21 protein-coding genes are annotated in these 20,469 nt (G+C 72.8%); 11 read left to right on the forward strand and 10 right to left on the reverse strand.

Annotated elements, in window-relative coordinates:
- The first annotated feature begins 17 nt into the window (after positions 1-17).
- Positions 18-1,256, forward strand: a complete 1,239-nt coding sequence (locus Sco07f_RS07440) for a cytochrome P450 (protein WP_108987315.1) — start codon at positions 18-20, stop codon at positions 1,254-1,256.
- Here Sco07f_RS07440 and Sco07f_RS07445 read toward each other — a convergent pair.
- From Sco07f_RS07445 to Sco07f_RS07460, 4 genes are all read right to left on the reverse strand, one after another.
- Positions 1,239-1,568, reverse strand: coding sequence for a hypothetical protein (locus tag Sco07f_RS07445; RefSeq protein WP_108987428.1), 330 nt, complete (start codon positions 1,566-1,568; stop codon positions 1,239-1,241). The genes Sco07f_RS07440 and Sco07f_RS07445 overlap by 18 nt on opposite strands.
- Positions 1,569-1,602: 34 nt before the next feature.
- Positions 1,603-2,091 carry a cupin domain-containing protein gene (locus Sco07f_RS07450; protein WP_108987316.1) on the reverse strand — a complete coding sequence of 163 codons (489 nt, stop codon included), beginning with the start codon at positions 2,089-2,091 and terminating at the stop codon, positions 1,603-1,605.
- A gap of 190 nt (positions 2,092-2,281) precedes the next feature.
- Positions 2,282-3,901 carry an ABC transporter permease gene (locus Sco07f_RS07455; protein WP_108987317.1) on the reverse strand — a complete coding sequence of 540 codons (1,620 nt, stop codon included), beginning with the start codon at positions 3,899-3,901 and terminating at the stop codon, positions 2,282-2,284.
- On the reverse strand, positions 3,898-4,851 hold the full coding sequence (locus Sco07f_RS07460) for an ABC transporter ATP-binding protein (protein ID WP_108987318.1): 954 nt from the start codon (positions 4,849-4,851) through the stop codon (positions 3,898-3,900). The genes Sco07f_RS07455 and Sco07f_RS07460 overlap by 4 nt, the downstream gene beginning before the upstream one ends.
- Before the next feature lie 74 nt (positions 4,852-4,925).
- Here Sco07f_RS07460 and Sco07f_RS07465 point away from each other — a divergent pair, with 74 nt between their 5' ends.
- Positions 4,926-5,441, forward strand: coding sequence for a GbsR/MarR family transcriptional regulator (locus tag Sco07f_RS07465; protein WP_174855316.1), 516 nt, complete (start codon positions 4,926-4,928; stop codon positions 5,439-5,441).
- A gap of 82 nt (positions 5,442-5,523) precedes the next feature.
- On the opposite strand, the gene Sco07f_RS07470 is transcribed toward Sco07f_RS07465, so the two are convergent.
- Positions 5,524-6,420, reverse strand: a complete 897-nt coding sequence (locus Sco07f_RS07470; RefSeq protein ID WP_054102625.1) for a diacylglycerol kinase family protein — start codon at positions 6,418-6,420, stop codon at positions 5,524-5,526.
- A 185-nt stretch (positions 6,421-6,605) separates the two neighbouring features.
- Here Sco07f_RS07470 and Sco07f_RS07475 point away from each other — a divergent pair, with 185 nt between their 5' ends.
- The 4 genes from Sco07f_RS07475 (at position 6,606) to Sco07f_RS07490 (ending at position 10,048) form a co-directional block, all read left to right on the forward strand.
- Entirely contained in the window at positions 6,606-7,889 is a 1,284-nt protein-coding gene (locus tag Sco07f_RS07475) for an adenylosuccinate synthase (RefSeq protein WP_003975310.1), read from the forward strand.
- A gap of 152 nt (positions 7,890-8,041) precedes the next feature.
- Positions 8,042-8,533 (forward strand): DUF3515 family protein, encoded by a 492-nt coding sequence (locus Sco07f_RS07480; protein ID WP_108987319.1) that lies wholly within the window; start codon positions 8,042-8,044, stop codon positions 8,531-8,533.
- A gap of 307 nt (positions 8,534-8,840) precedes the next feature.
- Complete coding sequence (locus Sco07f_RS07485) at positions 8,841-9,719, forward strand: sigma-70 family RNA polymerase sigma factor (RefSeq protein ID WP_108987320.1); 879 nt, start codon at positions 8,841-8,843, stop codon at positions 9,717-9,719.
- Between the two features lie 38 nt (positions 9,720-9,757).
- Positions 9,758-10,048 (forward strand): hypothetical protein, encoded by a 291-nt coding sequence (locus tag Sco07f_RS07490; protein ID WP_007451870.1) that lies wholly within the window; start codon positions 9,758-9,760, stop codon positions 10,046-10,048.
- 21 nt (positions 10,049-10,069) lie between these two features.
- Here Sco07f_RS07490 and Sco07f_RS07495 read toward each other — a convergent pair whose 3' ends face one another.
- The 3 genes from Sco07f_RS07495 to Sco07f_RS07505 all read right to left on the reverse strand — a co-directional run bounded on the left by Sco07f_RS07495 (position 10,070) and on the right by Sco07f_RS07505 (position 13,046).
- Positions 10,070-10,720, reverse strand: a complete 651-nt coding sequence (locus Sco07f_RS07495) for a putative DNA-mimic protein (protein ID WP_007451864.1) — start codon at positions 10,718-10,720, stop codon at positions 10,070-10,072.
- A 128-nt stretch (positions 10,721-10,848) separates the two neighbouring features.
- Positions 10,849-11,565, reverse strand: coding sequence for a GntR family transcriptional regulator (locus Sco07f_RS07500; protein ID WP_007451866.1), 717 nt, complete (start codon positions 11,563-11,565; stop codon positions 10,849-10,851).
- A 125-nt stretch (positions 11,566-11,690) separates the two neighbouring features.
- Complete coding sequence (locus Sco07f_RS07505; RefSeq protein ID WP_108987321.1) at positions 11,691-13,046, reverse strand: aspartate aminotransferase family protein; 1,356 nt, start codon at positions 13,044-13,046, stop codon at positions 11,691-11,693.
- Positions 13,047-13,272: 226 nt separating this feature from the next.
- Here Sco07f_RS07505 and Sco07f_RS07510 point away from each other — a divergent pair, with 226 nt between their 5' ends.
- On the forward strand, positions 13,273-15,471 hold the full coding sequence (locus Sco07f_RS07510; protein WP_108987322.1) for a serine/threonine-protein kinase: 2,199 nt from the start codon (positions 13,273-13,275) through the stop codon (positions 15,469-15,471).
- A 25-nt stretch (positions 15,472-15,496) separates the two neighbouring features.
- Here the strand turns inward: Sco07f_RS07510 and Sco07f_RS07515 are convergent, their stop codons facing one another.
- On the reverse strand, positions 15,497-16,264 hold the full coding sequence (locus tag Sco07f_RS07515) for an SLATT domain-containing protein (RefSeq protein ID WP_087790127.1): 768 nt from the start codon (positions 16,262-16,264) through the stop codon (positions 15,497-15,499).
- A 283-nt stretch (positions 16,265-16,547) separates the two neighbouring features.
- Between Sco07f_RS07515 and Sco07f_RS07520 the strand changes: the two genes are divergently transcribed.
- From Sco07f_RS07520 to Sco07f_RS07530, 3 genes are all read left to right on the forward strand, one after another.
- A complete protein-coding gene (locus Sco07f_RS07520; RefSeq protein WP_007451876.1) occupies positions 16,548-16,895 on the forward strand; it encodes a YbaB/EbfC family nucleoid-associated protein in 348 nt (115 codons plus the stop codon).
- Between the two features lie 85 nt (positions 16,896-16,980).
- Positions 16,981-17,580 (forward strand): recombination mediator RecR, encoded by a 600-nt coding sequence (gene recR, locus Sco07f_RS07525; RefSeq protein WP_007451877.1) that lies wholly within the window; start codon positions 16,981-16,983, stop codon positions 17,578-17,580.
- Entirely contained in the window at positions 17,573-18,232 is a 660-nt protein-coding gene (locus Sco07f_RS07530; protein WP_007451878.1) for a DUF5063 domain-containing protein, read from the forward strand. Before recR ends, Sco07f_RS07530 begins: the two co-directional genes overlap by 8 nt.
- A 15-nt stretch (positions 18,233-18,247) precedes the next feature.
- On the opposite strand, the gene Sco07f_RS07535 is transcribed toward Sco07f_RS07530, so the two are convergent.
- Positions 18,248-19,135, reverse strand: coding sequence for a LysR family transcriptional regulator (locus Sco07f_RS07535; RefSeq protein ID WP_108987323.1), 888 nt, complete (start codon positions 19,133-19,135; stop codon positions 18,248-18,250).
- Positions 19,136-19,217: 82 nt separating this feature from the next.
- Between Sco07f_RS07535 and Sco07f_RS07540 the strand changes: the two genes are divergently transcribed.
- Complete coding sequence (locus Sco07f_RS07540; RefSeq protein ID WP_108987324.1) at positions 19,218-20,444, forward strand: MFS transporter; 1,227 nt, start codon at positions 19,218-19,220, stop codon at positions 20,442-20,444.
- Positions 20,445-20,469: the final 25 nt, after the last annotated feature.

Genomic DNA, 20,469 nt, shown 5'->3' on the forward strand with positions numbered 1-20,469 from the left:
GGATCTATCGTCCGTCCATGACGGCTGCATCCGATGATTTCCGCGTGTCCGGCCCCGCATTCGACCCGTGGGACCCTGCCTTCGTCGCCGATCCCTACCCCGCCTTCGCCGAGCTGCGGGCCCGGGGGCGGGTGCTCTACTACGAGCCGAGCGACCAGTGGCTGGTCCCGCACCACGCGGACGTGTCGGCGCTGCTGCGCGACCGCCGGCTCGGCCGGACCTACCAGCACCGTTTCAGCCACGAGGACTTCGGCCGCACCCCGCCCCCGCCGGAGCAGGAACCCTTCCACACGCTCAACGACCACGGCATGCTCGACCTGGAGCCGCCGGACCACACCCGTATCCGGCGCCTGGTGTCGAAGGCGTTCACGCCGCGCACGGTGGAGCGGCTGAAGCCGTACGTGCACGGGCTGGCGGACGACCTGGTGGCCCGGCTGGTCGCGGCGGGCGGCGGCGACCTGCTCACCGACGTGGCCGAGCCGCTGCCGGTCGCCGTGATCGCCGAGATGCTGGGCATCCCGGAGTCCGACCGCGCCCCGCTGCGCCCCTGGTCGGCGGACATCTGCGGGATGTACGAGCTGAACCCGTCCGAGGAGACGGCGGCGAAGGCGGTCCGGGCGTCCGTCGACTTCTCCGAGTACCTGCGCACACTCATCGCGGCCCGCCGCAAGGATCCCGGCGACGACCTGATCTCCGGTCTGATCGCGGCGCACGACGAGGACGACGACCGCCTCACCGAGCAGGAGATGATCTCGACCTGCGTCCTGCTCCTGAACGCCGGTCACGAGGCCACGGTGAACGCGACGACCAACGGCTGGCTGGCGCTCTTCCGCCACCCCGACCAGCTGGCCGCCCTGCGCGCGGACCACTCCCTCGTCCCGTCCGCCGTGGAGGAGCTGATGCGCTACGACACCCCGCTCCAGCTCTTCGAGCGCTGGGTCCTGGACGAGATCGAGATCGACGGGACGACCCTTCCGCGCGGCGCGGAGGTGGCGATGCTGTTCGGCTCGGCCAACCACGACCCCGCGGTCTTCACCGACCCGGAACGCCTCGACCTCACCCGCCGGGACAACCCCCACATCTCCTTCAGCGCCGGCATCCACTACTGCATCGGCGCCCCGCTGGCCCGCATCGAACTGGCGGCGTCCATGACGTCCCTGCTGGAGCGGGCCCCGGGGCTGCGCCTGGCGGCGGAGCCGGAACGCCGGCCGAACTTCGTGATGCGCGGTCTGACGGGGCTACGCGTGGAACTCTGAGACCCCCGGGGACTCCGAGACGCCCGAGGGCTCCGAGACGCCCGAGGGCTCCGAGACGCTCGGGGACCCAGTGCGCCGGCGCCGCCCCAGCAGCCAGGCCCCGAGCCCCCACACCACGGCGGGCACGACGGCTCCGGCGAGGAAGACGAACGGCAACTCGGTGAGAGCGGCGCCGAAGTCCTGCCCGTTGTTCTCGAACTCGTTGCCCAGGTGGCGCTGCGTGCGGTCCGAGGACCCCCACAGCCATACGGCGCCCACGACGCCCGCCGCCGACACCAGGCACCCGCCACCGGTCACCGCGTCTCGCTTCATGCCCACGAGGACGCCGTCGCCCCCCGCGCCGGTTTCACCGCGACGGGCAGGGGACGCCCTCCGCGTGGGGCGGGCCGTCCAGGAGCGTCACTCCGTACCGGGCGAGCCCGTCCACGTGGTCCAGGTCCTGCCGCGCCTCGGTGTGCCCGACCGAGCGGAAGTAGCCCTCGATCGCCCCGGGATTGTTGATGACCAGCACCTCCGCCGTGGTGGTGAGCGGCTGGAGCGTGTGGGGGACCGACCGGGGGCCGAAGACGTAGGCGCCCGGTCCGGCGTCGTGGACCTCGCACGCGGCGAGTGAGTCCGCCCCGACCCAGAAGCGGACGCGGCCGGACAGTACGACCCAGCTCTCGTCCTCGTGGCTGTGCACGTGCAGGGGCGGGGCGTCCGCGCGGCGCATGGTCAGCCGCGCGACGCTGACGACTCCCCGGGTCTCGGTGTGCGAGACGACCTGTTCCTGGACGCTGTCGTAGTAGCGGTAGTGGGTTCCTTCGCCGGGGTTGCGTACGAGCGCGACGCTCATGTGGGTGCTCCCCTCGTCTGTGGTTTACCGTTCAACTATTTCGGTCGCGTCGCCTCCGCGCAAGAGGCCGCCGCGAACCGCCGCGATCCGGCCGGATTCCGCCGTCCGGACCGGCCCCGCGGGACCTCGGGTCAGGTCCCGCGGACCTCAGGTCACGTCCCGTGGACCTCATGTCACGTCCGGCGGATCCTCACGTCAGGTCCCGCCGCCGCAACCCGGCGAGCCCGGCCGCCACCAGTGCCCCCGCGATCAGGAGCAGCACCAGCACCGGTGTCCAGCTCATCTCCCCGCCCGGCAGCTTCGGCAGGTGCCCGAACGGGGACACGTCCAGGACGCTCCGCGGCACGTCCAGTGCCGGCCCGACCCAGCCGAGCAGCAGCACCGCGCCCGCGACGGCCCACGCGGCCACGGCCGCCCGGGGCAGCAGTCCGTGCAGCAGCACCGCCGTCCCGCCGATCACCCACACCGCCGGGAGCTGGACCAGGCACGCGCCCAGGATCGCCCCGAAGTCCTGCCCGTACCCGGCGGCGAAGCCGAGCCCGGCGAGCAGCATGATGAGCGCCGCGCCGCCGAAGGCGATCACCAGGTGGCCCGCCGCCCACCGCAGCCGGCCCACCGCGCCCGCCAGCACCGGTTCCGCGCGCCCGGAGGTCTCCTCGCCGCTGAGCCGCAGCACCGACGCGACCACGTACAGCGCGGCGACCAGCCCCAGCATGCCGACCATCGCCGACACGAAGGCGTCGGTGAGCCCGGCCTGTCCGCCCATCCGCTCGATGATCTCGCGGGCCTGCTCGTTGTCCCCGACCAGGTCGGCCGCACCCTCCGTCATCCCGCCGTAGACCACCCCGGCGAGGAGGAAGCCGATGCTCCAGCCGAGGACGCTGCCCCGTTGCAGGCGCCAGGCCAGCGCCCCTGCCGTACCCAGGCGCCCGGCGGCCGGTCCCGGTCGGGTCGGCAGGAAACTCATGCCGAGGTCCCGGCGCCCGGCCAGGGCGTAGGCCACCACCCCCTGGGCCACCGCCGCGCCGGCGACGAGCAGCAGCACCCACCACCGCTCACCGGCGAAGGCCCGCAGGTTCTCCAGCCAGCCCAGCGGCGACACCCACGTCAGCACCGACGAGCCGTCGTCCGTCGCGGAATCTCCCGCCGCGCGCAGGACGAAGGCCCCGCCGAGCACGGCCGCCGTCAGCCCCCGGGCCAGCCGGGCGCTCTCGGTCAGCTGGGCGACGATCGCCGCCGTGGTCGCGAAGAGCATCCCGACGCCCGCGACCCCGAGCCCGAGGGCCAGCGCGCCGACCGCCCCCTGCCCGGCCAGTCCGACGGCGACCAGCAGGGCCAGGACGGCGTTGGCGACCGCCGCCGCCAGCAGTGCCGCCGTCAGCGGGGCGCGGCGGCCGACCATCCCGGAGGCGACGACCTCCTGCCGTCCGGTCTCCTCCTCGTCGCGGGTGTGCCGTACGACGATCAGCAGGCTCATCACCGCGGCGAGCGCACCCGCGTACAGGCCGACGCGCCAGGCGGTGAGCGCGCCGAGGCTGTCGTCGAAGACCGGGCCGACCAGGGCGCGCAGCGAGGCGTTGGTCTCCATCTGCCGCATCAGGTCGGCGCGTTCGGCGGCGGTGCCGTACAGGCCCTTGATGGTGCCCGGCATGGACAGCACCATGAGCGCGTTCACCGCGACCCAGACGGGGATCAGCACGCGGTCGCGGCGCAGGGCGAAGCGCAGCAGCGTGCCGGTGCCGGCGAGTCGGCGCGCGCCCCCGGTCCGGGCGGCGAAGGCCGCGGTGGTGGCGTCGGCGGTGGCGGTCATCGCGCCGTCACCTCCGCACCGGACTCCGCGTCCCCGGCGTCCTCGGCGTCGTCGGCGTCCTCGGCGTCCTCGGCCTGGTAGTGCCGCAGGAACAGCTCCTCCAGCGTCGGCGGCGTCGACGTCAGCGACCGCACGCCCGTCTCGCTCAGCGACCTGAGGACGGCGTCCAGCTTGTCCGTGTCGACCTGGAGCCGGACCCGGTGGCCCCGGACGTCGAGGTCGTGCACGCCGGGCAGGCGGGTGAGGCCGTTCGGGGCGCCCGCGAGTTCGGCGGTGACGCTGGTCCGGGTCAGGTGGCGCAGGTCGGCGAGCGAACCGCTCTCGACGGTCCGCCCCTTGCGGATGATGCTGACCCGGTCGCACAGCTCCTCGACCTCGCTGAGGATGTGGGAGGAGAGCAGCACCGTCCGGCCGCGCTCGCGCTCCTCCTCGACGCACCTCTGGAAGACCTCCTCCATCAGCGGGTCGAGCCCGGAGGTGGGTTCGTCGAGGATCAGCAGGTCGACGTCGGAGGCGAAGGCGGCGACCAGGGCCACCTTCTGCCGGTTGCCCTTGGAGTAGGTGCGGCCCTTCTTGGTCGGGTCGAGTTCGAAGCGCTCGACCAGTTCCGCGCGCCGCCGGGTGTCGAGTCCGCCGCGCAGCCGGCCGTAGAGGTCGATGACCTCGCCGCCGGAGAGGTTGCGCCACAGCGTCACGTCGCCGGGGACGTACGCGATCCGGCGGTGTGCCTCCACCGCGTCGGCCCACGGGTCGCGGCCGAGCACCTGCGCGGCGCCGGAGTCGGCGCGCAGCAGGCCGAGCAGGACCCGGATGGTGGTGGACTTCCCGGCTCCGTTGGGTCCGAGGAACCCGTGGACCTCCCCGGTCCCGACCTCCAGGTCGAGCCCGTCCAGAGCATGCGTGCGTCCGAACGACTTGTGGAGTCCGGAGACGCTGATTGCCTTCGTCATGATTCGGAACGTACGCTACTTTCAGAAACTTGTGAAGTTAAGGAAGCGTCAAGACGGTGAGAGATGATCGTGGGATGAGACAACCAGGGGATCAGGCGGATCAGGCGGCGGCGGGGCGCGACCCCGAGGCGGTGTCGAAGTTCGTGGAGGGCTTCGCGGCCCAGCTCGTCGAGGCCGGGATGCAGCGCATGCCGTCCCGGGTCTTCGCCGCGCTGCTGGCCTCCGACTCGGGTTCGCTGACCTCCGCCGAACTCGGCGAGCAGCTCCGGGTCAGCCCGGCCGCCGTCTCCGGCGCCGTGCGCTACCTCTCGCAGCAGCACATGGTCTCGCGCGAGCGGGAGCCCGGCTCGCGCCGGGAGCGCTACCGGGTGCACAGCAACCAGTGGTACGAGGCGCTGACCAACCGCGAGGCCGTCCTCAAGCGCTGGGAGAGCGCCCTCAGCGACGGCGTCACCAGCCTCGGCGCCGACACCCCGGCGGGCCGCCGCATGGCCGAGACCCTCGCCTTCTTCGAGTTCGTCGACGAGGAGATCGCCGCGATGATGGAACGCTGGCGCGTGCACCGGGAGGAGCGGTTCGGGCAGGGGTGAAACCGGCCCCCGGAACGCGGATCCCGGAACCCGGACCGGAACCCGGACCGAACCGGACCCCTGAACCCCGCCCCTCCCGCCCCTACCCCGCCGGCAGCGTCAGCCCCCACGCCCCCTCCCGCGCCACCCACGTCCGCGTCCCCACCGGACCGCACACCACCGCGTCCGCCCGGTACCGGAAGTGCGCCCCCGACACGGTCACCGTCCGCCCGCTCGCCGTCAGCGGTGCCGCCTGAGCGCCCACGGACAGCGGCCGCACCTCCACCGCGGCCAGCCCGCCGCCCTCCGGCGTCACCGTCAGCGCCTCCACCGGCTGGTCCAGGTCGACCAGCGTCACCCCGTCGACCTCCACCCGCAGCCGGGCCGGACCGGCGGTCCCCGGCGACACGGCGGTCCGCGCCGGACGTGCGGAGGCCAGCGTCCGTACGAGCGACTGGCAGGTCCGCAGCCAGGGGCGGAGCGACCCCGGGCCGGGCGCCGGGTCCTCCCGCCCCGGGACGGGGAACGGGGCCGGCGGAATGCCCACCGCCCCCAGCACCACCCCGTCGCTGTCGTCCACGAGCAGGTCCAGGCGCCGTTCCGCGCCGTCCAGCACGGCCCGCGCCGCCGCCACCGCCCCGGTCGGCAGCCCCAGGGACCGGGCGAGACCGAGCGCCGGACCCACCGGCACCACCGACAGCGCACACCCCGCGAGCTCCCGCTGCCGGTGCAGCAGTGCCACGGCCCGCAGCAGCGCACCGTCGTCCCCGACCACCACCGGGCGCCGCGAGCCGCGCCGCCGCAGCGCCCGCGCGAACTCCTCCGGGCCGTCCGGAAGACACACCTTCGTATGCGACGCACCGGCGCTGAGCACGTCTTTCGCGATCCGGACGGACTCCCCGTCCATGCGCCGGGCGGCCGGATCCACCACCACCAGAAGCTGGTCGGACCTCGCGGAAGAGTTCGCGGAAGAGCTCGCGGAAGTCGCCACCTCGGCCATGCCTCGCTTCCTCGGGTAGCATCTTGGTGCAAGAGCCCCTTGCGCTGTTGCGCCAGGGGCTTCGTCTATTCCGGGGCACCCGGTCCGACGGTTGGCGGCCAACGACGGTCGCGGTGTACGTGGCGGAAACCCGTCGCATACGCCCTCGACCATGGACATGCCCCGCCCGGAAGGGGTGTACGCGCGTGCCCGCACTTGTGCTGCTCGGTGCTCAGTGGGGTGACGAAGGCAAGGGAAAGGCGACGGACCTGCTCGGTGGCTCCGTCGACTATGTGGTGCGCTACCAGGGCGGCAACAACGCCGGCCACACGGTAGTCGTGGGCGACCAGAAGTACGCCCTGCACCTGCTCCCTTCCGGAATTCTCTCCCCCGGCTGCACGCCGGTCATCGGCAACGGCGTCGTCGTCGACCCGTCGGTCCTGTTCTCCGAGCTGAGCGGGCTGAACGAGCGCGGCGTCGACACGTCCAAGCTCCTGATCAGCGGCAACGCTCACATCATCACGCCGTACAACGTCACCGTCGACAAGGTGACGGAACGCTTCCTCGGCAAGCGCAAGATCGGCACCACCGGGCGCGGCATCGGCCCGACCTACGCCGACAAGATCAACCGCGTGGGCATCCGGGTCCAGGACCTCTACGACGAGTCGATCCTCACCCAGAAGGTCGAGGCGGCGCTCGACGTCAAGAACCAGATGCTCACCAAGCTCTACAACCGCCGCGCCATCGCCACCGGCCAGGTCGTCGAGGAGCTGCTGGGCTACGCGGACAAGCTCGCCCCGTACGTCGCCGACACCGTCCTGGTCCTCAACCAGGCCCTCGACGACGACAAGGTGGTCCTCTTCGAGGGCGGCCAGGGCACGCTCCTGGACATCGACCACGGCACGTACCCCTTCGTCACCTCGTCGAACCCGACCGCGGGCGGCGCCTGCACCGGCGCCGGCGTGGGCCCGACGAAGATCAGCCGGGTCATCGGCATCCTCAAGGCGTACACGACCCGCGTCGGCGCCGGACCGTTCCCGACCGAGCTGTTCGACGAGGACGGCGAGGCCCTGCGCCGCATCGGCGGCGAGCGCGGCGTCACCACCGGCCGCGACCGGCGCTGCGGCTGGTTCGACGCGGTGATCGCCCGCTACGCCACCCGCGTCAACGGCCTCACCGACTTCTTCCTCACCAAGCTCGACGTCCTCACCGGCTGGGAGCAGATCCCGGTCTGCGTGGCCTACGAGATCGACGGCAAGCGCGTCGAGGAGCTGCCGTACTCGCAGTCCGACTTCCACCACGCGAAGCCGGTCTACGAGACGCTGCCCGGCTGGAGCGAGGACATCACCAAGGCGAAGTCCTTCTCCGACCTGCCGAAGAACGCCCAGGCGTACGTCAAGGCCCTGGAGGAGATGTCCGGCGCCCCGATCTCCGCGATCGGCGTCGGCCCGGGCCGGGACGAGACGATCGAGATCAACTCGTTCCTGTAGGCACGGCGCACGCACCACGACGGCCGGGACCCCGCACGGGGCCCCGGCCGTCGGCGTCGGGCGGGCGGATACGCTGGCCGAAACAGCAGGGGCCGGGACATCACGGTCACCACGGACAGCGCGGTCACCACGGACAGACGGAGCGAGCGGACATGCGGAAGCCCACCACCCGGACGTGGATCTGGCTGACCGCGGCGGTCGTCGTCGTGACCGGCGGGGCCTTCTACGTCGACGGCCACCGCGTCTCCGCCGCACCGCACGCCGGCGACGCCAAGTGCGACACGGTGATCTCCCGCCTGCCCGAGGACATACCCGGCGCCTCGCGCGACTGGGCCCTGGGCGACTCGGTGGCGTCCTGGGGAGGCCAGAAGGCCGTGTTCCGCTGCGGTGCCGAGGAGCTCCAGCCCAACATCAACCTCTGCGTCACCGCGGACGGCGTCGACTGGGTCCTGGACGAGGCACGGCTCAAGCGCGACGGCGTGAGCGTCCTGCGCACCTACGGCCGCTCACCGGCCGTGGAGTTCACGTACTCCGGTCCGCGCGAGGAGGTGGGCGGCATCCTCGCCGCCCTGGATCCCGCCGTGAAGTGGATCCCGCAGGAGCGCAAGTGCATCGGCCTCGACGAGGCCGCCACCGCTCTGTAGTCCTCCCTTCGGTCCCCAGGCGAAAGACGTACTCATCCGCTGCCGTCGGCTTGTAGAATCGTCCAGGCTGGTCGAGAACCAAGACAGCGTCCTGCGTTGCGAGAACCAAGCGCGCACCTGCACCACCAGACTTGATCGAAGATCCCGGGCTGGTTTCAACCCGGCTGGTGTCGAGGGAGTAAGACCTTGCCGGTCGCTGACCGGTGGGGCTTCCTGAGCCAGGAATCCCCCTGCTTCAGCCGGGGGAGGATTCAATGGGGTCCCGCCCTCCGAGGGCCCGTGCACGGACGCGGAAGGAAGCCGTACGGTGCCCGGACGACCCGATGACGTGGCCCGGCAGTTCGAGCTGGACCGGCCCCGGCTGCGGGCGGTCGCGTACCGGATCCTCGGTTCGCTCGGTGAGGCGGACGACGCGCTTCAGGAGGCCTGGCTGCGGGCCGACCGGACGGACACCTCCGAGGTGGCCAATCCCTCGGGCTGGCTCACCACGGTCGTGGCCCGGGTCTGCCTCAACCTGCTCCGTACCCGGGACACCCGCCGCGAGGAGCCGCTGGACGACGGGGCCCGTACACAAGTGGCCGGCACCGGCGCCGATCCGGCCGAGGAGGCGCAGCTCGCCGACGAGGTCGGGATCGCGCTGCTGATCGTCCTGGACACCCTCGGACCCGCCGAGCGGCTCGCGTTCGTCCTGCACGACATGTTCGACGTGCCCTTCGACGACATCGCCGCGATGCTCGACAAGGCCCCCGCCGCCACCCGCCAGCTTGCGAGCCGGGCCCGCCGCCGGGTCCGGGGCGTCCCCGCACCCGAGGCCGACCTGCCGCGCCGGCGCCGCGCGGTCGACGCCTACCTGGCGGCCACCCGCGGCGGCGACTTCGACGCGCTGGTGGCCCTGCTCCACCCGGACGTCGTGCTGCGCGCCGACGCGGCGGTCGTCCCGACGCCCGAACCCTTCACCGTCAGTGGTGTGGAGCCGGTGGCCAGGGGCGCGATGGCCTCGATGGGCCGGGCCAGGGCCGCCGCCGTCGTCCTCGTCGACGGCCGGGTGGGCATGGCGATGGCCGAGCACGGCAGGCTGCGCGTCGTCCTGCGCTTCGACTTCGCCGTCGACGGCCGCATGACCGGCATCGACGTGATCGCCGAGCCCGCTCGCCTGAACGAACTGGACATCACGGGCATAGGCTGAACCCGTACACGTCGCGTCGGCAGAAGAAGGTGAGTGCGATGCGCGTGCTGCTCAAGGCGACGCTGGACACGGAGAAGGCGAACGAGGCCATCCGCAGCGGGAAACTGCCCGAGGTGATCAGCCGGACGCTCGACCAGCTCAAGCCGGAGGCCGCCTACTTCGGCCCCGTCGGCGGCCGGCGGACGGCCCTGCTGGTCTTCGACATGCAGGACAGCTCGGAGCTGCCGCCGACCGGCGAGCCGTTCTTCACCGAGCTGAACGCCGAGGTCGAGGTCTCCCCGATCATGAACGCGGACGATCTGCGCAAGGGCCTGTCCCAGCTCGGCTGACCGACCCCGACCGGTCCCCGGTCAGCTGAAGACGATCATCGACCCCTGTGCCAGGCTCCGCGTCGCCGCCGTGTGCAGGCCCAGCCACACGTGGCGCTCCCGGGCGAACGGGCTGGAGTCGTACGGCGCGGGCACGGCCGGTTCCTCCAGCTCCGTAGGGGCGAGCGGCGGCTGCGGCGGAGCAGGGGGGTTGGCCGGGTCGATGCCGAGGGCCGGGGCGACGGCCTCCAGTTCCCGCAGCAGGGTGTGCGAGGAACCCAAGGGGCCGCCGCCTGCCAGGAGTTCGTCGTTGGCGAGCGGGTGCGGGAAGTCGACCGGGACGTAGGCGCCCGCGTGGTCGTAGTGCCAGACGAGGTGGGACTGCTGGGCCGTCGACTCGAACATCTCCAGCAACTGCTCGTAGTCCCCGCCCAGTTCGTCCACCGGGGTGACCGGCAGTCCGCACACCTGGAGGAGGTACGACCGGCGCAGGAAATGCAGCGCGTCGTAGTCGAAACCGGCCACGGGCGCGACCTCGCCGGAGAGTCCCGGCATGTACTGGTACACCGGCACCGGCGGCAGCCCGGCCTCGGCCAGCACCTTGTCGTATTGCGCGAGTTCCTCGGCGAACGGGTTGTCCGGCGTGTGGCACAAGACGTCGACGAGCGGTACCAGCCACAGGTCACAGGCCAAAAGAGGGCTCCTCACACAGCACGGTGGTCAGGGCAGCGTAGTCGGTGTGTGTCGGTGGTGCGTCGGGCGTGCTTCGCGTGCAGGTCCCATACCCATCTGGGGCCGGACCACGACACGTCCGCCGTTGGTCATCCCCCGGCGATGCCGCCGTCGCCGCCACCGGTGAGCCCCTCGATGAGGGCGAGCGAGTGGGCGTTGTACGCGTCGACGAGCGCGCGTGCGCCCGGGACGTCGCGGTGGGCGAGGGCGTCGACCAGTTCGGTGTGCCCGGCCCACAGCGCGCCGCGCAGGTCGCTGAGCCGGCGCAGGTGCTGCACCGTGCACACCCAGCTCTGCACGCGCAGCCGGTGCAGGAAGTCGCAGAGGTAGGGGTTGCCGAAGAGGGCGGCCAGTTCGCGCCAGTAGCGCAGGTCGTAGCCGATCAGGACGGTCAGTTCCCCGGCCGCGGCGGCGCGCTGGGCCTCCTCGCCGCGCCGCCGGACCCCGGAGAGGGCGGCGGCGATACGCGGATCGGCCGGGTCCGGCAGGTCCGCCGCGAGGGCGAGGAACATCCCGTCGGTGACGAGACTGCGGGCCTCGATCATGCCGCGGAAGTCGTCGACCGAGTACTCGTGGACGCGGAAGCCCCGGTGGTGGTCGGCGTCGAGGAGCCCCTGCGCGGACAGGTCGACCAGGGCCTCGCGCACCGGCGTCGCGGACACCCCGTACTGCTCGGCTATTTCCTTGACCGTGAACTCCTGCCCCGGCTGGAGCCGCCCGGCCAGTACCTCGTCGCGGAGCGCGTCGGCGATCTGCTGCCGCAGGGTGCTGCGCGTGACGGCACCGGTACCGCTGGGGCCGGGCATGGTCGGGCGTCTCCTCGTCGGGTCCGGGGCGCCGGTCGGGCGTCGTTCGGGGGGTGTGCTCGTACATATGTCTACCGCGTACGAGCACGCAACCCTACGCGCTCGGATCCGGCGCCCGGCCCCGCCTACCGTGTGTACTCGTCCGCCACGGACAGTGCCGTGTCCAGGGCCGCGAGGCCCTCCTTCAGCTCCGCCTCGGTGATGTTGCACGGCGGCACCACGTGGGTGCGGTTCATGTTCACGAACGGCCACAGGCCGTGGGCCTTGGCGGAGGCGGCGAACGCGGACATCGGCGCGGCCGCCTGCCCGGTCGCGTTGTACGGCACCAGCGGCTCCCGGGTCTCCCGGTCCTTCACCAGCTCCAGCGCCCAGAACATGCTGGTGCCGCGCACCTCGCCGACGCTCGGGTGGCGCTCGGCCAGCTCCCGCAGCGCCGGTTCGACGACCTCTGCGCCGAGCCGCGCGGCGTGCTCGACGACGCCCTCCTCCGCCATGACGTTGATCGTGGCGACGGCGGCGGCGCAGGCCAGCGGGTGCCCGGAGTAGGTCAGTCCGCCGGGGTAGGGCCGCTCGGCGAAGGTCGCGGCGATCTCGGCGGAGATCGCGACGCCGCCGAGGGGCACGTAACCCGAGTTCACGCCCTTGGCGAAGGTCATCAGGTCGGGCACGACGTCGTACAGGCCGGCCGCGAACCAGGTGCCGGTGCGCCCGAATCCGGCCATGACCTCGTCGAGGACGAACACGATGCCGTGCTTGTCGCAGATCTCGCGCACCCCGGCCAGATAGCCGGCCGGCGGCATCATGATCCCCGCGGTGCCCGGGATCGTCTCCAGGACGATCGCGGCGATCGTCCCCGGACCCTCGAAGGCGATCGTCGTCTCCAGGTGCTCCAGCGCCCGCGCGCACTCCTGCTCCTCGGTCTCGGCGTAGAAGCGCGAGCGGTACAGGAACGGCGCCCAGAAGTGCACGACCCCGGCCGTGCCGCTGTCGGAGGCCCAGCGGCGCGGGTCACCGGTGACGTTGACCGCCTGCTGGGTGCCGCCGTGGTACGAGCGGTAGGCGGAGAGCACCTTGGGGCGGCCGGTGTGCAGCCGGGCCATGCGCAGGGCGTGCTCGACGGCGTCGGCGCCGCCGTTGGTGAAGAAGATCTTGTCCAGGTCGCCGGGCGTCCGCTCGGCGATCAGCCGGGCCGCCTCCGAGCGCGCCTCGACGGCGAACGCGGGCGCGAACGTCGTCATCCGCGCCGCCTGCTCCTGGATCGCGGCGACGACCTTGGGGTGCTGGTAGCCGATGTTCGTGTAGACGAGCCCGCTGGAGAAGTCGAGGTAGCGCTTCCCTTCGTAGTCCCAGAAGTACGACCCCTCGGCGCCGGCGACGGCGAGCGGGTCGATGAGCTCCTGCGCTGACCAGGAGTGGAAGACGTGCGCGCGGTCCGCGGCCTTCACGGCGGCGCCGGCCTGGGGATTGGGCTGAGGGGTCATGCGGCCGAGGGTAGATGTCCGCGATGCGGAAACGGAATCGGCGTCCTGTCTGCGGTCGGGAGCTTTCCACGACAGGTTGTCGACGCGTCGCCGGCGCCTCGTCGGTGCGTCGCCGGCGCGGGCGGGCCGCTCCGTTACGGAACCGTGGACAACGCCCGCCCTTCGTGCGACCGCCTCCGCACTATCCTCGCCCTGTTGCTCACGTGCGGGGGGAAGGCGGCGCGGCATGCGGAAACTGGGGGACGGGGACCCACTGGGGGACCCCCCGGGCGTTCAGCACTGGGGGAACATCGGGACCTACCGGCTGCTGGGGCGGCTGGGGGCGGGCGGCATGGGCCACGTCTACCTGGCCCGCTCGGAGCGCGGGCGCACCGTCGCCGTCAAGGTGGTGCGCGAGGAACTGGCCGCGCTCGATGAGTTCCGCGAGCGGTTCCGGCAGGAGGTCGAGTCCGCGCGCCGGGTCGGCGGGTACTGGACGGCGCCCGTACTGGACGCCGACACCGAGGCCGCGGTGCCGTGGGTCGCCACCGGGTACGTCGCGGGGCCGAGCCTCCAGCGGGTCGTCGGGCACGACCACGGCGCGCTGCCGGAGCGGTCGGTACGCACGCTGGCGGCCGGTCTCGCCCACGCGCTCCAGGACATCCACGCCGCCGGGATCATCCACCGCGACCTCAAGCCGTCCAACGTCCTGGTCACCATCGACGGCCCCCGCGTCATCGACTTCGGCATCGCCCGCGCCCTGGAGACGGTGACCGACGGCGGCCTCACCCGCACCGGCGCGCTCGTCGGCTCGCCCGGCTTCATGGCGCCCGAGCAGGTGCGCGGCGACCGCGTCACGCCCGCGTGCGACGTCTTCTGCCTCGGCTCGGTCCTCGTCTACGCGGCCACGGGCAGGCTGCCGTTCGGCGCCGCGAACAGCGGCGTGCACGCCCTGATGTTCCGCATCGCGCAGGAGGAGCCCGACCTGGAGGGCGTGCCCGAGGGCGTCGCCGACCTCGTACGCGACTGCCTGAGGAAGGACCCCGCCGCGCGGCCGGGCCTCGCCGAGATCCTGGAGCGCACGGGCGCGCAGGACACGGTCACCGGCGGCCGCTCCCGCGACCCGTGGCTGCCCAGCGCCCTGGTGGCCCAGCTCGGCCGGCACGCGGTACGGCTGCTGGACACGGAGAACCCCGAAGACGCGGGGGCCGCGGGGCAGGCGAGGTCTGCCGGGCAGGCCGGGCAGGCCGGAAGCCGCGGGGCACCGGCCGCGCTTGGCGGGGGCACGGCAGCCGGGTCCGGCGGTGCGGGGGCAGATGGTGCGGATTCCGGTGGTGCGGCGGGGTCCGGCGGTGCGGATTCCGGCGGTGCCGAGCCCGGCGGCGCGGGTTCCAGCGGTGTGGGGCCCGGCGGTACAGGGCCCGGCAGCGCCGGGGCCGCCGGAGCGGCGCCGGGCGGTGTGGGCGCGGGTGCGGAGCCGGTGCCGGACGGTGCGACGCCGGTGGGTCCGCCGCCCCCGCGTGAGCCGGGCAGCGGCGGCACCCCGCTGGACCACCTCCCGACCCTGGTCGCCGGCCAGGTCCCGCCCACGCCTCCGCCCGCCGCCGACGGCCATGCCCAGCCGCCCGCGCCGGGACACGCCCAGGCCCCCGACGAGGGATGGCACACGGCGCAGCCGGGCCACCACCAGCCCGGCCATCAGCAGCAGCCGGGGTACCAGCAGCAGGGCCATCCGCAGCCGGGCTACCCGTCGCCGGGCTACCCGCACTCCGGTTACCAGCACCCGTACGGCGGGGGCGGCCTCGGCCCGACCCCGCCCCAGGGGCCGCCACCGTACGGACCCCCGCACGAGCCGCCCCGCAGCGCCCGCTCCACCGCGCTGCTGATCGTCGTGGCCCTGATCGTCGCGCTGGGCGCGGGCGGCACGGTCTACGCCCTGATGCGCGGCGACGGCGCCGACACGGCGGGCGGCGACCCCACCCCCACGCGGTCCACCGGCGCGCCGCAGGACCCGGGGTCGGGCTCGCCCGGCACGTCGGACCCGGCGGCGGGCCAGTCGCCGTCGACCGGTTCGCCCACTCCGTCCGCCGACGAGGGCACGGTCCCGGCCGGGTACCTGGGCGGCTGGGCGACCGCGATCGACAACGCCTCCGGCACGCACCCCCGGCGGCTGACCATCGCGCAGGGCGAGGTCGGCGAGACGGTGCTGACCCTCGTGGCGGACGGCCCGACGGACACCGGCACCTACCACTGCGTGTTCGCCGCCGCCCTCACCGCCGAGCCGGGCGCCGACGGGCCGCTGCGGCTCGGCCCGTCCCGGGTCACCACCGGACCGTCCACCAGTTGCGCCCCGGGCGGCTCCAGCACGGTCACCCTGCTGCCCGACGGCAGCCTGGAACGCACCAACGACGACACCGGCGAGTCCCTGGTCTACACCCGGGGATGAGCGGACGCGACCCCGCCACCGGTCGTCACCGGGGCTCCGGCGGGCGCTGGCGGGGCATGTTCGGGCGGGAGCCGTTCTGCGGGGGGAGCGGGAAGCGGCCGGTGGCGCCGGTGCCCGCGCCCTCGGGGCGCGGCCCGTCGGCCGCCGCCGCGGCGTGCGGTCCCAGGGGTGCCGGTCCCGGACGGAAGCTCACCATCCAGTCCGTCGTCTCCGCCCGCACCAGCTCCGTCACGTCCTCCGAGAACCGCCGCAGCACCAGCAGGCACCGTTCGGCGGCCTCACTCGCCGTGCCCTCCGCCGGTCCCAGCACCTCCCGCACACTCTCCGACGCCCAGTCGAACTGGAGCGTCTGGAGCCGGCGCTGCACCGCCTGCGCCGTGGCCACGTCCCGCATCCACCCGGCCGTGACACCGAAGCACCGGTCGACCGCCACGCACGCCACCGCCCACAGCAGCGCCAGATACCCCCAGGGCGCGACCCCGCCCACCGCCCCGGACAGGTCGAGCAGCGGCAGCGCCGCCCCGGCGACCGCGCCCACCGCGGCCCCGCCGCGCAGCAGCACCGCGCCGCGCCGCTTCCACACCCGGTCCGCGAGGTACCAGGCGGCCGTGTCCAGCGCGCCCCGCTCCACCCACCGGTACAGCTCGTCAAGGCGCTCGGCGGGCAGGGCCCAGTCCCCGAGGGGAAACGCCCGCCCGGTCAGGTCGCCCGGCCGCGTCCCGGCCGCCCCCTCACCGCCACCGCCCGCTCCGTTCCGCGGCGGCCCCTCGGGCTGCATCTCCGGCTGACCCACCCGGCACTCCCTACTGCTCGCCACTGCTCGCCGTACCGCTCGCCGTCCGCGAGGACTCGTGCGCCGGAATCATGCGCCGGAACACTGCGCCGGAACCCTTCCTACCGCCCAATGGGTGGCGAAGAGCCGGGTTCCGGCGGTTTTCCGCCCGGAAGAGGGCGTTGATCAGGTATAGGGCTCCCACCGCATCACTCGAAAGAGTGCTGGGGCGGGGGCCGCCCGGACCACGTAGGCTCGTGCCGAACGGCAAAAACGTCGTGACCGGACTTGATGGGAGCTGAACGTGATCCCCGGTGGTGGCCAGCCCAACATGCAGCAGCTGCTCCAGCAGGCCCAGAAGATGCAGGAGGACCTGGCGAAGGCGCAGGAGGAACTGGCGCGGACCGAGGTCGACGGCCAGGCGGGCGGCGGCCTGGTGAAGGCCACGGTCACCGGCTCCGGCGAGCTGCGCGGTCTGAGGATCGACCCGAAGGCGGTGGACCCCGAGGACACCGAGACCCTCGCCGACCTGATCGTCGCGGCCGTCCAGGCGGCCAACGAGAACGCGCAGAACCTCCAGCAGCAGAAGCTCGGCCCGCTCGCCCAGGGTCTTGGCGGTGGCGGCAGCGGCATCCCCGGCCTGCCGTTCTGAACCGTCTCCCCGGTTCGCCTTTCTCAGACCGGCCGAAGCCATCTACCGTACGTAGTGCACGAACCTCAGGAAGGACGGCAGTCCGTTGTACGAAGGCGTGGTCCAGGACCTCATCGACGAACTCGGGCGGCTGCCCGGCGTCGGTCCCAAGAGCGCGCAGCGGATCGCCTTCCACATCCTCCAGGCCGAGCCGACCGACGTACGGCGGCTCGCCCAGGCCCTCATGGAAGTGAAGGCCAAGGTCCGCTTCTGTGCGACCTGCGGAAACGTCGCGCAGGAGGAGCAGTGCAACATCTGCCGGGACACCCGGCGCGACCCTTCCGTCATCTGCGTGGTGGAGGAGCCGAAGGACGTCGTCGCCATCGAGCGCACCCGTGAGTTCCGCGGGCGCTACCACGTGCTCGGCGGCGCGATCAGCCCGATCGACGGGGTCGGCCCCGACGACCTCCGCATCCGTGAGCTGCTGGCCCGCCTGGCGGACGGCACGGTCACGGAGCTGATCCTGGCCACGGACCCGAATCTGGAGGGCGAGGCCACGGCCACGTACCTCGCCCGCATGATCAAGCCCATGGGCCTCAAGGTCACCCGCCTGGCCAGCGGCCTCCCGGTGGGCGGCGACCTGGAGTACGCGGACGAGGTGACCCTCGGCCGCGCCTTCGAGGGGAGACGACTCCTAGATGTCTGACGCCACGCTGCACGCGACCGACCAGAATCCGGACGACTTCGCGGTCCAGATCGCCGACCAGATCGAGAGCTTCCTGGTGGCCGTCACCGAGGTCGCCAAGGGCGACGAGCCGGACTCGGCCGTCCCCTTCCTCCTCCTGGAGGTCTCCCAGCTGATGCTGGCCGGCGGCCGCCTGGGCGCCCACGAGGACATCGTCCCCGACGAGCGCTACGAGCCCGACCCGGGCCCGGAGCAGGACGTGGACCTGCTCCGCGAGAACCTGGCCCGCATCCTCGACCCGATCGACGTCTACTCCGAGGTCTTCGACCCCTACGAGCCGCGCAAGGCCCCGGTCCCGGCCCGTATCTCCGACGACCTCACCGACGTCATCACCGACCTGCGCCACGGCATGGTCCACTACAAGGCCGGCCGCACCACGGAGGCCCTGTGGTGGTGGCAGTTCTCCTACTTCTCCAACTGGGGCTCCACCGCCTCCGCGACCCTGCGCGCCCTCCAGTCGGTCGTCGCCCACGTCCGCCTGAACCAGCCCCTGGAGGAGCTGGACGGCCTCGACACCGACCAGGACCTCGGCGACGACGCCCTGGAGTCGGAGGCCGGCCGCGTCATGGTCCAGGAGATCGCGGGACCCCTGGGGCTGCGCCCGGTCAAGTAGCGGCACCCCCGGGACTCAGCTCTCCTCGCGGACGTCCGGCACGCCGAGCAGGCGGAGGAACGCGGTCGCCGCGGGCGTGCGGCTGCCGGGCGGCCAGATGACGTACTCGACGCGGGCCGGTGCGTCGGTGACCTGGACCGTGGTCACCCCGCTGAGCTGGGGCACGTAGGCGGAGGGCAGCATCGCCACGCCGAGGCCCTGGCCGACCAGCCGGGCCAGGAAGTGCGTGTTCGTCACCTCGAAGGCGACGTCACGGGTGAGGCCCGCGGCGGAGAAGGCCAGGTCGGACTGGGCGCGGCCGGCGGTCTTCGCCGGCAGGTCCACGAACTCCTCCTCGGCCAGCCGGCGCAGATCGACCGGCCCGCCGCCGGCGAGCGGGTGATCGGGGGAGACCACGGCGACGAGCCGGTCACGGCCGATCACATGGGCCTCGACCCCCTGGGGGCGCGCGGTGGTCGGCAGCCCGAGGAAGGCGACCTGGACGTCCCCTTCCTTGACCCGCTCGACGAGCTCCTCACTGGGGCTCACGCGCAGGCTGACCCGCACCTTCGGATACCGCCCGCGGAAGTCGCGCAGGGCGCGCGGGACGTCGACGGCGGCGACGGACGAGATCACGCCGATACGGAGCTGCCCACGGACCTCGCCGACGGCGGCGGCCACCTCGTCGGCCGCGCGTTCGGCGGCGGCCAGGCACTGGCGGGCGGCCGGGAGGAACGCCTCCCCGGCCGGGGTCAGCCGCACCCGGCGGGTGGTGCGCTCGAAGAGCCTGGCGCCCAGTTCCTGCTCGAGCCGAGCGACCTGGTGGCTGAGGGCGGACTGGACGACGAGACAGCGCTCGGCGGCACGGGTGAAGCTCATGGTCTCGGCGACCGCGAGCACGTAGCGCATCTGCTGGAGCTCCATGACTACTTATCTTGGAACAAGATAAATGAGGTGACAAGCATGTGTTGGACTCATGGATGGGCCGCGAGCAGACTTCGTTGACATGTCCGCACACGTACCAGAGACCTCGACCTCGTCCCTGAAGGGATGGCTGGGCGTCGCCGCCATCACGGCCAGTCTCTTCGTCTTCCTGACCACCGAGCTGATGCCCGTGGGCCTGCTCACCCCGCTGAGCGAGAGCCTGGACATATCCGTCGGCGTCGCCGGCCTCATGGTCACCGCACAGGGTGTCGCGGCCGGCCTCGGCGTACCGTTCATCGTCGCCTGGACCAGACGCGTCGACCGGCGCCCGCTGCTCACCACGCTGCTCGCGGTGCTCACGCTGGGCAACCTCGTCACCGCCGTCGCACCGAACTACCCGCTGATCCTCGGCACCCGGCTCCTCATGGGCTTCGCCAGCGGGGTCTTCTGGGCCATCGGCGTCAGCATGGCCATGCGGATCGTGCCCGGACGGCACGCGAACCGGGCCGCCGCGGTGGTGATGTCCGGCATCTCCGTGGCCACGGTCGTCGGCATCCCTCTCGGCACCGTCATCGAGGCACGGACCGACTGGCGGACCACCTTCGGCATCTGGGCGGGCCTCAGCGTGCTGGTCCTCGTCGCGGTCGCGTCCCTCGTCCCGTCGATGCCGTCGCGGAACGCGGTGTCCGTCCGCGAGGTCTTCGGCCTGCCGGTCAGGAACGGGCAACTGCGCACGGTGCTGTTCGTGGTCGTCTTCTTCGTGCTCGGACACTTCGGCGCCTACACCTTCGTCCGCCCCTACCTGGAGGACACCGCGGACGCCTCCTCCGGCTTCATCACCACCGTCCTGATCATCTTCGGCGTCGGCGGCGCGGTCGGGAACTTCGTCGCCGGCCACACGGTGAACAAGAACCTGCGCGGCACCTTCGTCACCGGTCTGGTGGGGCTCCTGGTGGCCCTGTTGCTGCTGCGCTTCGTCGGGAACGGGGAACTCGGCGCCGTCGTCGCGCTGGTCCTGTGGGGACTCTCCTTCGGTGTCGTGCAGCTCTCCCAGATCAACATGACGCTCGCCTCCGCGCCCGACACCTTCGAAGCCGCCATGTCGCTCAACACCATGGCGTACAACACCTGCATCGCCCTCGGGGCCCTCTTCGGCGGTCTGCTCGTCGACCACGTCGGCGTCACGAGCGTCCTGTGGTTCGGCATGGCCCTGGCGGCGGCGTCGCTGCTGCTCCGGCTCGCCACCGGCCGGGCGGCGAAGACCCGGGCCGACGCGCCCGAGGACGACCTCGCGCCCACCGTCGGCTAGAGGAGGAAGGCCAGGAGAAGGAAGG

The organism is Streptomyces coelicoflavus (genome assembly GCF_003112555.1).
Classification (GTDB): domain Bacteria; phylum Actinomycetota; class Actinomycetes; order Streptomycetales; family Streptomycetaceae; genus Streptomyces; species Streptomyces coelicoflavus.

Excerpts from the sequence above, each read along its gene's own strand:
- Sco07f_RS07480 (WP_108987319.1), top strand. The coding sequence starts at position 8,042 with ATGCGGAAGCCCACCACCCGGACGTGGATCTGGCTGACCGCGGCGGTC.
- Sco07f_RS07505 (WP_108987321.1), bottom strand. The coding sequence starts at position 13,046 with ATGACCCCTCAGCCCAATCCCCAGGCCGGCGCCGCCGTGAAGGCCGCG.
- Sco07f_RS07465 (WP_174855316.1), top strand. The coding sequence starts at position 4,926 with ATGAGACAACCAGGGGATCAGGCGGATCAGGCGGCGGCGGGGCGCGAC.
- Sco07f_RS07445 (WP_108987428.1), bottom strand. The coding sequence starts at position 1,568 with ATGAAGCGAGACGCGGTGACCGGTGGCGGGTGCCTGGTGTCGGCGGCG.
- Sco07f_RS07450 (WP_108987316.1), bottom strand. The coding sequence starts at position 2,091 with ATGAGCGTCGCGCTCGTACGCAACCCCGGCGAAGGAACCCACTACCGC.
- Sco07f_RS07530 (WP_007451878.1), top strand. The coding sequence starts at position 17,573 with ATGTCTGACGCCACGCTGCACGCGACCGACCAGAATCCGGACGACTTC.
- Sco07f_RS07500 (WP_007451866.1), bottom strand. The coding sequence starts at position 11,565 with ATGCCCGGCCCCAGCGGTACCGGTGCCGTCACGCGCAGCACCCTGCGG.
- Sco07f_RS07490 (WP_007451870.1), top strand. The coding sequence starts at position 9,758 with ATGCGCGTGCTGCTCAAGGCGACGCTGGACACGGAGAAGGCGAACGAG.
- Sco07f_RS07440 (WP_108987315.1), top strand. The coding sequence starts at position 18 with ATGACGGCTGCATCCGATGATTTCCGCGTGTCCGGCCCCGCATTCGAC.
- Sco07f_RS07455 (WP_108987317.1), bottom strand. The coding sequence starts at position 3,901 with ATGACCGCCACCGCCGACGCCACCACCGCGGCCTTCGCCGCCCGGACC.
- Sco07f_RS07470 (WP_054102625.1), bottom strand. The coding sequence starts at position 6,420 with ATGGCCGAGGTGGCGACTTCCGCGAGCTCTTCCGCGAACTCTTCCGCG.
- Sco07f_RS07510 (WP_108987322.1), top strand. The coding sequence starts at position 13,273 with ATGCGGAAACTGGGGGACGGGGACCCACTGGGGGACCCCCCGGGCGTT.
- Sco07f_RS07540 (WP_108987324.1), top strand. The coding sequence starts at position 19,218 with ATGTCCGCACACGTACCAGAGACCTCGACCTCGTCCCTGAAGGGATGG.
- Sco07f_RS07460 (WP_108987318.1), bottom strand. The coding sequence starts at position 4,851 with ATGACGAAGGCAATCAGCGTCTCCGGACTCCACAAGTCGTTCGGACGC.
- Sco07f_RS07535 (WP_108987323.1), bottom strand. The coding sequence starts at position 19,135 with ATGGAGCTCCAGCAGATGCGCTACGTGCTCGCGGTCGCCGAGACCATG.